Source organism: Lentilactobacillus kisonensis DSM 19906 = JCM 15041, from assembly GCF_001434135.1.
Lineage (GTDB): Bacteria > Bacillota > Bacilli > Lactobacillales > Lactobacillaceae > Lentilactobacillus > Lentilactobacillus kisonensis.
In genome coordinates, this window is the sequence record NZ_AZEB01000046.1 from 1 (window position 1) to 9,688 (window position 9,688).

Annotated in this window: 10 protein-coding genes; 3 read left to right on the forward strand and 7 right to left on the reverse strand. The window is 43.4% G+C overall.

Features of this window, described 5'->3' with window-relative positions:
* Positions 1–364: 364 nt before the first annotated feature.
* The 3 genes from FC98_RS13020 (at position 365) to FC98_RS13030 (ending at position 5,265) form a co-directional block, all read left to right on the forward strand.
* Positions 365–1,459: an aspartate-semialdehyde dehydrogenase gene (locus FC98_RS13020; protein ID WP_054656066.1), complete on the forward strand. Its 1,095-nt coding sequence runs from the start codon at positions 365–367 to the stop codon at positions 1,457–1,459.
* 210 nt (positions 1,460–1,669) lie between these two features.
* On the forward strand, positions 1,670–4,051 hold the full coding sequence (locus FC98_RS13025) for a glycoside hydrolase family 3 C-terminal domain-containing protein (protein ID WP_056949699.1): 2,382 nt from the start codon (positions 1,670–1,672) through the stop codon (positions 4,049–4,051).
* A 23-nt stretch (positions 4,052–4,074) separates the two neighbouring features.
* On the forward strand, positions 4,075–5,265 hold the full coding sequence (locus tag FC98_RS13030) for an MFS transporter (RefSeq protein ID WP_056949701.1): 1,191 nt from the start codon (positions 4,075–4,077) through the stop codon (positions 5,263–5,265).
* 399 nt (positions 5,266–5,664) lie between these two features.
* Here FC98_RS13030 and FC98_RS13035 read toward each other — a convergent pair whose 3' ends face one another.
* From FC98_RS13035 to FC98_RS13060, 7 genes are all read right to left on the reverse strand, one after another.
* Positions 5,665–5,850, reverse strand: a complete 186-nt coding sequence (locus FC98_RS13035; RefSeq protein ID WP_054656068.1) for a hypothetical protein — start codon at positions 5,848–5,850, stop codon at positions 5,665–5,667.
* A gap of 367 nt (positions 5,851–6,217) precedes the next feature.
* Positions 6,218–6,493 (reverse strand): helix-turn-helix domain-containing protein, encoded by a 276-nt coding sequence (locus FC98_RS13040; protein WP_040471732.1) that lies wholly within the window; start codon positions 6,491–6,493, stop codon positions 6,218–6,220.
* A gap of 26 nt (positions 6,494–6,519) precedes the next feature.
* Complete coding sequence (locus FC98_RS13045; RefSeq protein ID WP_040471733.1) at positions 6,520–6,918, reverse strand: type II toxin-antitoxin system HicB family antitoxin; 399 nt, start codon at positions 6,916–6,918, stop codon at positions 6,520–6,522.
* A 34-nt stretch (positions 6,919–6,952) separates the two neighbouring features.
* Positions 6,953–7,135 carry a type II toxin-antitoxin system HicA family toxin gene (locus FC98_RS14480; protein WP_081467831.1) on the reverse strand — a complete coding sequence of 61 codons (183 nt, stop codon included), beginning with the start codon at positions 7,133–7,135 and terminating at the stop codon, positions 6,953–6,955.
* A 257-nt stretch (positions 7,136–7,392) separates the two neighbouring features.
* Positions 7,393–8,178 (reverse strand): CPBP family intramembrane glutamic endopeptidase, encoded by a 786-nt coding sequence (locus FC98_RS13050; RefSeq protein WP_040471734.1) that lies wholly within the window; start codon positions 8,176–8,178, stop codon positions 7,393–7,395.
* Between the two features lie 260 nt (positions 8,179–8,438).
* Positions 8,439–9,188 (reverse strand): SIR2 family NAD-dependent protein deacylase, encoded by a 750-nt coding sequence (locus tag FC98_RS13055; protein WP_162254968.1) that lies wholly within the window; start codon positions 9,186–9,188, stop codon positions 8,439–8,441.
* Positions 9,160–9,552, reverse strand: coding sequence for a carboxymuconolactone decarboxylase family protein (locus FC98_RS13060; RefSeq protein WP_008857511.1), 393 nt, complete (start codon positions 9,550–9,552; stop codon positions 9,160–9,162). The genes FC98_RS13055 and FC98_RS13060 overlap by 29 nt, the downstream gene beginning before the upstream one ends.
* Between the last annotated feature and the right edge of the window lie 136 nt (positions 9,553–9,688).

Sequence of the window (9,688 nt, forward strand, 5' to 3'; positions counted from 1 at the left end):
CTGCGCGTAAGCACCTCTACCAAAAATCCCAAAACCAGGGATTTCTGGTAGAGGAGACTTACACTCCGCTTTCTAACCGCTTTGCTCCGCTCACTGTATTAGGATAGCTACGCAAAGCAGAAAGCGCCACATAAGCACCTCTAACAAAAATGCTAAGCCCAGGAATTTCTGTTAGAGGAGACTTATGTTCCGCTTTCTAAGCGCTTTGTTCCGCTCACTGTTATTAGGACAGCTGCGTCAGGCAGAAACCGGAGCATAAGCACCTTTGAGACAAATTCCAAAACCGGGAATTTCTCTCAAAGGAGACTTATGCTCCGGTTTCTAAGCGCCTGACTCCGCTCACTAGAGAAAAGGAGTTTTGAGGATGAAAGAGTTTAACGTTGCAATTTTAGGTGCCACGGGTGCTGTTGGTACACGGATGATTCAGCAGTTGGAACAATCGACGATTCCGGTTAAGAGCGTCAAGTTGCTGGCATCGGCGCGTTCAGCAGGCAAGGTATTACAATTCAAGGGTCAAGATGTCACCGTTGAAGAAACCACTCCGGATTCATTTAATGGGATTGATTTAGTCTTATCGTCTGCTGGCGGCTCAACTTCTAAAAAGTTTCTGCCAGAAGCAGTTAAACGTGGGGCTGTCTGTGTTGACAATACGAGTGCTTTTCGGATGGAAAAAGAAGTTCCGTTGGTGATTCCAGAAGTTAACGAAAAAGCGCTTTATAATCATCGTGGCATCATTGCCAACCCCAATTGTTCAACAATTCAAATGGTGGTCTGCTTGGAACCGATCTATAAGAAATTTGGATTAAAGCAAGTAATCGTTTCGACTTACCAGGCGGTTTCTGGTGCCGGCCAGTCTGCGCTTAACGAGTTGATGGAAGAGTCCCAGCAAGTGTTAAACGGTGAACCAACCAACCCTAAGATTTTACCAACGAAGGGTGACAAGAAGCATTATCAACAAGCCTTTAACTTACTGCCCCAAATTGACGTCTTTGAACAAGACGGCTATTACACACATGAAGAGTGGAAGATGATCCACGAAACAAAGAAGATCATGTTAGATGATATGGATGCCAAGGACATTAAGGTAACCGCAACTTGTGTGCGGGTGCCGGTTCGAATTGCCCACGGCGAGACGGTTTACTTTGAAGTCGCTGATAAATCAGCATCAACGAAGCAGATTAAGGACGCACTGGCTGAGGCGGAAGGCGTTGTCTTACAAGATGATACGGCCCACCAAATCTACCCACAATCAATTACTGCTGAAGGCAAACGAGATACGTTTGTTGGCCGGGTACGGCCAGACTTTGAAAACGAAGGGGCCTTTAACATGTGGGTTGTCTCTGACAACTTGCTGAAAGGCGCTGCCTGGAATGCGGTTCAGATTGCGGAACGATTGGTTGCCGACGATTTGGTTCGGGTACCGGACGATCCGTATTTGGGATTTAATCAAGAAAATTAACTAAGCTAACCGAAAGCTTGCCGGTAATGGTAGGCTTTTTTATTTTGGAAAGGAAATGGTTGTGATACCCCATGCAATGGCTAGCATGGGACAATTTTACGTGATAGGATATAAACAAATTCAGATAGTTGAAAGCGCTTAGAAACTGTTACGGACTAAATATTTCACCGCTATTAGAACTGTTTGATGCATTAGAAGGGAGCGCTGATTATGCAATCGTTGGAAGATCAATTAAAGCAATTATCCCCTGAAGACCAAGTTAAATTAACCTCTGGGACAAATTTTTGGCAATCAGTTGCGATACCGGAATATCAAATCCCTAGTTTTCGAATGAGCGATGGGCCTAATGGATTGCGGTATCAGGCCGGCGAAGGGGATGCACTGGGTATTAACGACAGTGTGATCAGTACGTGTTTCCCTACGGCCAGCGCGGTTGCTTGTACATGGGACCCTGACCTAGTGGTTGAAATGGGACGGGCAATTGGATTGGAAGCCCGCAGCTTAAATGTTGATATGGTTTTGGGGCCAGGAATTAATATCAAACGGAACCCATTATGTGGCCGAAATTTTGAATATTTTAGTGAAGATCCGTATTTAGCTGGCATGATTGGTGCTGGTTGGATCAGAGGGTTGCAATCAGAGGGAGCTGCCGCTTGCTTGAAGCATTTTGCCGGGAACAATCAGGAGAACGACCGCTTGTTATCGGATTCCTTGATTGACCCCACGGCGCTGCATGAAGTGTACTTAGAAGCATTTCGAATTGCCGTGCAAACCGCCCAACCAGAAGGCGTTATGTGTTCCTACAATAAAGTTAACGGCACCTATTCCAGCGATAACGCCTATCTACTAACAGATATGTTACGGCGTCAATGGGGCTTTAAGGGAACCGTGGTCACTGATTGGGGTGCGTTAAACAATAAAGTGGCGAGCTTAAATGCTGGTGGTGATTTGGAGATGCCATCCAGCCATAATATGTTTGATCAGCAGGCTTTGACTGCCTTAAAAGATGGGCAGCTAAAGCCAGCGGCACTTTATCGAGCAGCCGAGAATGTTCTCCGGGTTGCTGAAAAATCACGCCCTAAGTTTAACGGCGATCGGCAGACGTTGCTGGAGCAGAACGGTAAATTGGCTCAGAGAATTGAAGAAAATGCCGCGGTGCTCCTGAAAAATGATGATCATATTTTACCAATTCAATTGGCGCAAAAAGTGCTGGTGGTTGGTCAGATGGCGACTGAAACCCGTTATCAAGGGGCTGGATCTTCCCACATCAATCCACCAGCCCAAACGTCAATTTTACAGGGATTGAGCCACGCTGGTATTGTTTACGATTATCAACAGGGCTATGCATTTTCAAATAAAGAGGCTGACCAGTTAGCTGGCGCTGCCGTTAAAGCGGCTAAAAATGCTCAAACGGTGGTGGTTGTTGCTGGATTGCCAGAAAGCGCTGAATCTGAGGGCTTTGATCGGCCAACGATGGCATTACCCGCTAACCAGAATGCACTCATCGATCAGCTGGCCGCTGTTAATTCAAATTTGATCGTACTACTAGTCGCTGGTGCGCCGGTTGAATTGCCGTGGCAATCGCGGGTTAAGGGACTCATTAATCTGTATTTAGGTGGTCAATTTGTTGGGGATGCCGCTGCTAATCTTTTAGTCGGCAAAGTAAACCCATCCGGGAAATTGGCTGAAAGCTATCCAATTTCATACCAAGATGTTCCGTCTGCTGATAGTTATGACAAAAATCCGCGTTCAGTTGCCTATGCTGAAAGTGTTTACGTTGGTTATCGGTATTATGAGAAGGCCAATCAACCAGTGGCGTTTCCGTTTGGATTTGGATTGAGTTACACGACGTTTAAACTCAGCGGTTTAGCTTTGGATCAACATCAAATTCAAGCAGGTCAGTCAATTGAAGCGAAGGTGACACTGGAAAACACCGGTGACCGTGACGGAGCCGAGGTCGTGGAAGTCTATATCGGCAATTCACCCAATCGGGCATTAAAACCCTTGAAGGAATTGAAAGGCTTCCAGAAAGTCTTTTTAAGGGCAGGTGAAACCAAGACGGTCACCGTTGAACTGACTGCCCGTGCGTTTAGTGAGTGGGATGATCAGCAGCAGGAGTGGCAGCTGCCGGCAGTTGATAAGGCGGTCGTTGTGATGATTGGTTCCAGTCGAGAATCACTGTCTGCACCGGTTAACGTTGTTGGCCAGGCGCTGGCAACAACGTCAGTGCCTACTTGGTATATCACGCCAGTTGGTAAGCCGAGCCTGAGTGATTTCACAGCAATGAGCGGGTTAAGGGTTCAACCGCCAATAACAAGTCGTCCAGGCCAATACACACGATTAAGTACACCAAGAGAATTGAGTGCCCACTCGGCCATCATTCGTAAAATCGCAACGGTATTGAAAAATAATCAGTCTAAGGGGATTACCGATCCCGACAGTCCTGAAGCAAAGTTCATGGATGCCATTATTATGGATACGCCACTGATTCGATTGGCCCAACAGTCTGATGGTAAATTATCACTCGGCCTAGTGGATCGACTAGTTGCACTGGCTAATCGCCATTATTGGCAAGTCATCTGGGGCCGGTAAAAAGCGTTCAGGGGGGATATATCATGAAAAAAAGATCAAGATGGCGGCTTGCGACTGCTCTGTTATCAATCTCTGTTTTATTAACCAGTGCCAATGCAGTTGCTGGCACCATTCCGTTGATGACTGCCAAGTTTCCGACGGTGCCATTAAGTCAAATTGAGAGTTTGACCACGATTCCTAGTTTAAGTATTTTGATCTTTGTTGTTTTAAGTAATCCAATTGCTAAAAGACTAGGAAACAAGGCCACCGTGTTGCTTGGTGTTTTGATCGTCTTAATTGCCGGTCTGATTCCCACTTTTGTTAACTCATTTTGGTTGATTTTGGCTTCCCGGTTCCTTTTGGGGGCTGGCGTTGGCCTGTTTAATGCGATGGCGTATAGTCTGATTAGCACCTATTATGAAGGCACCCAGCGCCAAACGATGATGGGCTATCAAGGATCGGTTAATTCGTTAGGCAATATTTTAATGTTTCTGGTTTCGTCATTTTTGATCGGTCTTGGCTGGCGTGAGGTTTATTTGTATTATCTGATCGCAATTCCAGTTTTTCTGCTGTTCTGGTGGGGGGTACCAAATGACCGCCCGGCAAATGAAAATTCAGATCAGCAGCAGACTTCCCAACCAGCAATTAGCTTAGGTCAGTTACTCAAAGGCCGCCTGATGATTTATGCGCTGTTGGTTCTTTTTAGCATGATGATTGCGCAAACCGTCGTTGTAAAGATTTCTGGGTTAATCTTGGCAGCCGGATACGGCAAAATCGCGGATGGCAGTATTGCTCTGGCGATTTTAGGAGTGGCGACCATGATTGGTGGGATGCTTTATGGTCAGGTATTCAAATTGATTCATCGGTTTATTTTACCGCTGGGATTAATAATCGCCGCAATCGCGTTATTTGCTTTGTCCCGTTCACAATCGCTGGGGCTAACCTATACGTTGACCGTTATAGCAGGGTTAAGCACCTCACTTGTCGGTCCCTATTTATTTGCAGGATCAGCTGAGATCGCGGGTAAAGGAAACGAAACGCTCGCTTCATCTATTTTGATTGTCGGCATTAATATTGGGGTGTTTATCACGCCCTATACATTATCGGGGCTCAGCCGATTAATTGGCAGTGATCAGCCAGCTTCAATTTTGGCAGCTGTGAGTGTTGTTTTGACAGTGATTGGTGGTTTGACATTCCTCCTGAAGGAACCAGATTCAGCGGAGAAATCGAATTAGCTTGTCTGCTGATATGAGAATTATGCCATTATTAAATTTGGTTAGGTGCGCTAGATTAAAAAATAGTGAAATGAAGGATTTAAGATTATGCGTGTGCGTAAGCCAAAGAGACAAGAATGAACACAGAAACGAATAATTTTACTAACGAAAACAAGTGGTTTGGATTTCAGATACGACCTATTTTACGAAATCTCACTATATGTCGTGTGTAAAATGGGTAGTTACTGATTTCGACTATTATTTTGAAAAGAATGTTTCCCATACTACAAGGATTGATGCGATCGCAATCAATATTTAATAGACAATATTAAAAAAGCAAGGCCCAATTGTACTATGGGTCTTGCCTGTTAAACTAATTGTTGGAATTTTGTATCTAAATTAGGAAAGAATTGCAGTCGGTTAAAAGAACACTTTCCATAAAATAGAAACCACACCCATAACGATTATCAGACCGATGGTGACGTTAATAAGGTATCCAATTGGATTGGCGTTGCTAAAGTGCATTTTCGGACTAGCCTTACTTGGAACTAGTAGTGGGAACATGAGGCTCTTTTTAAGTTTTGGCTGCCGGGTGTTTTTGATCATATTAATCGCCTTCTACGATGAAATTCTTTAAATCGATTTCATCATATACCTATCATATTAGTAAAACAATTGAGAATTCAAATGACTTTGAAAAAGTTTATGTCATTGTGTGGATTGTCAATCGTTTTTGATTGGTAATGTTTTCTATTTTTACGTGATTTTTGTGTTTTCAAAAAATAAGTCCGACAAGTTCACGTTAAAATGATCTCGCGGGATCTAATAGACAATATTAAAGAAGCAAGGCCCAATTGTATTGTGGGTCTTGCCTGTCAAACTAATTGTAGGAATTTTGTATCTTGTATCTAAATATAGCAGAACCATCCGACATGCTAGATATCAAAAAAAGGCTAGAATTTTGGAGCTAGGATTAAGCGAAGGCAATAATCAATTTTTTACTTGTTGCCTGGGCAATCCTTTCCATGTTCTTCATGGTAATATTGCCGCTACCGGATTCCCAGCGGGCAATCATCGGTTGAGAAACTCCGATTTTGTCTGCTAACTGTTGTTGAGTAAGGTTAAGTTTTTTACGCAGTTTGATTATGGCGATTGCATAGTCAAATTGCTCATCGTAATGGGCAATCTTTTTGTCTAGACCAGGGCGTTCCTTGGTAAACTTTTTGATTAGATCATCGGTTTGAGTCATGATACTTCCTCCTTCGTGAATGGGCTTCATGATACACCAAACTTTTTCTTCAGCGCATCGGTGAGGGTAGCCGAAAAATTAATGTGGCTTTGATTTCCTAAATCGTTAAGGTACTTGGGAATAGTGAGGGTCTTTTTGATGCTCATGTTCTCCTCACGTTCTCTAGCAATTTTTGTGTCAACTTCGATGGGGATGAGTAACTGATCCTCACCGTGAGCAATTGCCTTTGGATCGGACGGCTTCGGCAATTCATCATGGCCATCCTCCGCAGTGAGCAAATAACCTTCCAATGCATCATGTGCCATATGGAGGGCATCAGCAATATTATCGCCAAAGGTTGCGACATATGGATCGAAATCGGGGAAGGTAACTTCAAATTGACCGTCTGAGTTTTGAGTAAATAATGCAAAATATAGGTAGTTCATTAAATCAGCCTCCAATCTCATAATCAAATGACACCTATTTAAGGCCCGCCTGTTTCAAAATACTGTTAAACGTCCCTTTGGGAATATCTTTTTGGGGGTGAGGAACGGTGACAATACCAGGTTTATTATCATTACGAAATTGCCAGTGGTCACCGTGAATTCTTACTTTGTGCCAACCATTGTTTCTAAGTAGTCTAATAACTTCTCGGGAGTCTATAACACCTTACCTCCTAAGTACAATTTTATTATAACACGTACGATAACACGTGTCGCGTTGGATGCTTTGCTCTGTAATAGATGAAATCATTAGTGAATTGGACCGTTGAAGAAATATGAAAATTGCTGCATCATCCCCTGTTATTATAAATACGGTTGATTTTTATGTTATTTTCCACAAATTACAATTTCAAAAAATAGGCTTTACGAATTCATGGAAAAATGAGTTCGTAAAGCCTAATTAGTACGCGACGATTATTAAAAGTGAGTGCCGTTGAAGTTAAGTGATCGCGTTCGGTCGGCACTATGGTCATACGTGATTAAGAAGATGACCGTAATGATGAGTATGATTCCCCAAACAATGAAAAAAAGAAGCCACGGAGTTGTACCATCCATGTGGGTATTAACCGAGAGGCCGGCTTGCCAATCTAAAAGAAAATGAGCAAGAACCGTCCACGTCATCGTGTTGGTAGTAATGCGGATGCTTGCCAGCATCACTCCAAGAACAAAAGCATAGATGGCTTGTTGGATAGTGGGTATTAATAACTGACCATTGACCAGATTAGCGAGGTGCATTGATCCAAAGCATAAGGCAGAAGCACAAGCACTAAAGGTATATTTTAGGGCGTTATTTCTGAAAACGCGCATAAACGTCGATAGCAATAATCCACGAAACAGGAATTCTTCAGCAAAACCCGCTGACAAGGCCATCATGGTATCTGCAATAAACGTATGCGAATGAAAGACTGCCAAAACCTGTCGTGGAATTGGATCTAACAGTAGAAATAGGATTAAGAAAACGACTAGGAAGATAATCCCCCAGATTTTTGCTGCCCTTGAATATTTAATGGGGTCAGCGCGAACTTTAGCTGTTCTTAAGATGTAATAAATAATTCCGGAAATAATTAAGGCAAATAACAATCTGAAACTAGCATGAACAAAGGGAGTGGTTCCCTTTAAAACGAGATCCGTACATAAATAACAAATAATTAAGATAACGGCTGAAACAAATTCCATTGGGATTGATAATCGGCTTTTGGGCATAGTCCTTCTCTCCTTAAGTAAATTGAGCTTAGTCAGGCGGTTAAAAATTGGAATATAAGTCTCCTTGGGCAGAAATTCCCGGTTCTGGAATTTTTGACCAAGGTGCTTATACGCAGGTTTCGGCTTGACACAGCTGTCCTAAATTGAATGGTTCTATTATTGCGCTCTTGGGGCGACTAATCAATGATTGATACGAAAAGAAAGCCAGCGACTAAATTGCCGCTGGCTTGTTTGGGAAAAGGTTTGTTGTTCTAAAGGAGCTAGATGGTTCGAAGATACTGATTGATTTTAGAAAAGACGACACTTGCCCGGCCGTTAACTTCCAGAAAGTTGTTTCCTCCTGAAAGTACGGGATACTCGTTAATGATAATTTTAGGAGTCTTTTGTGGAAACTGGTTAGGGCTTCTCTTTGTCCCAACAATGAGTAACAGGTCAGCTTGAGCAATTAGAGCTTGCCCGGCAGCCACTGCATCCTGGTAAGTTGCCAGATTCCGCATAACAAAGTCTGGAATAATGACGTGGCCGCAAGATGGGCATTTTGGGAGGACCATTTCTTTAATAATCTGCCAATCAAATGATCGCTGACAGTATACACAGTGATTTTTGTGCATATCACCCCAATATTCAAATACAGTTTGACTGCCGGCTAGTTGGTGCAGCCAGTCGATATTCATAGTGGCAATCCCTACTAATTTCCCGGTTTGTTCAAGGGATGCTAAGAAATGGTGGGCTTCATTTGGTTGGGCATTTGGTTGAAAAAATGTCTTTCGGTAAAGGCGGTAAAATTCTTCAGGATGGTGGGTTGCGAAGCTGCTGCTAAGTAAATTAAAAACGTCACCGGTAAAGTAGGGGTCGTCTTTAAGGATTCGGTCAATTCCGGAAAGGTCTGGAATTCCTGAATCCGTTGAAATTCCCGCGCCGGTAAAAGCAACAATTCGTTTTGAATGGCTGATCAAGTTGCCGGCTTTTTCAATTGCGTTATCAGGCGTTAACATTGGCCTTTTCTTCATGGTCGGCGAACACCTCTTTAGCAACCATGATGGCATTGAGGACTTTGGGAAAGCCAACATATGGGATGCAGTGAATGAACGTTTCGACGATTTCGGTTTGGGTGAGGCCAACGTTGAGGGAACCGTTAATGTGCACCTTCAATTGGCCAGCGGTGTCGCCCTGGGTGAGCAGAGAGGTAATGGTTACCATCTCCCGTTGCTTTAAGTCCAATCCAGGCCGGTTGTAAATATCACTAAACGCAAATTCCAAAATATACTTGCCAATATCCGGGGCAATGTCCTTGAGGGATTCCATGACGTTGGCTGCGGCAGCCCCGTCGACTTTTTGTAGTGTTTCTTCTCCATTTGCTAATCGATTAATCATAATAAAACCTTCTTTCTAAGTGATTGAGGCTATCATAGATGCTGGAGTAAACTCCAGGTCAAGGGAAAAAATAAAAAAGTTGACGTTATTGCCAACTTTTTTCTGTGCCTCAATTGTCAAATCAAGTGCAACACTA

Coding starts and splice junctions, on each gene's coding strand:
- FC98_RS13020 (WP_054656066.1), top strand. CDS start 365: ATGAAAGAGTTTAACGTTGCAATTTTAGGTGCCACGGGTGCTGTTGGT.
- FC98_RS13025 (WP_056949699.1), top strand. CDS start 1,670: ATGCAATCGTTGGAAGATCAATTAAAGCAATTATCCCCTGAAGACCAA.
- FC98_RS13030 (WP_056949701.1), top strand. CDS start 4,075: ATGAAAAAAAGATCAAGATGGCGGCTTGCGACTGCTCTGTTATCAATC.
- FC98_RS13035 (WP_054656068.1), bottom strand. CDS start 5,850: ATGATCAAAAACACCCGGCAGCCAAAACTTAAAAAGAGCCTCATGTTC.
- FC98_RS13040 (WP_040471732.1), bottom strand. CDS start 6,493: ATGACTCAAACCGATGATCTAATCAAAAAGTTTACCAAGGAACGCCCT.
- FC98_RS13045 (WP_040471733.1), bottom strand. CDS start 6,918: ATGAACTACCTATATTTTGCATTATTTACTCAAAACTCAGACGGTCAA.
- FC98_RS13050 (WP_040471734.1), bottom strand. CDS start 8,178: ATGCCCAAAAGCCGATTATCAATCCCAATGGAATTTGTTTCAGCCGTT.
- FC98_RS13055 (WP_162254968.1), bottom strand. CDS start 9,188: ATGAAGAAAAGGCCAATGTTAACGCCTGATAACGCAATTGAAAAAGCC.
- FC98_RS13060 (WP_008857511.1), bottom strand. CDS start 9,552: ATGATTAATCGATTAGCAAATGGAGAAGAAACACTACAAAAAGTCGAC.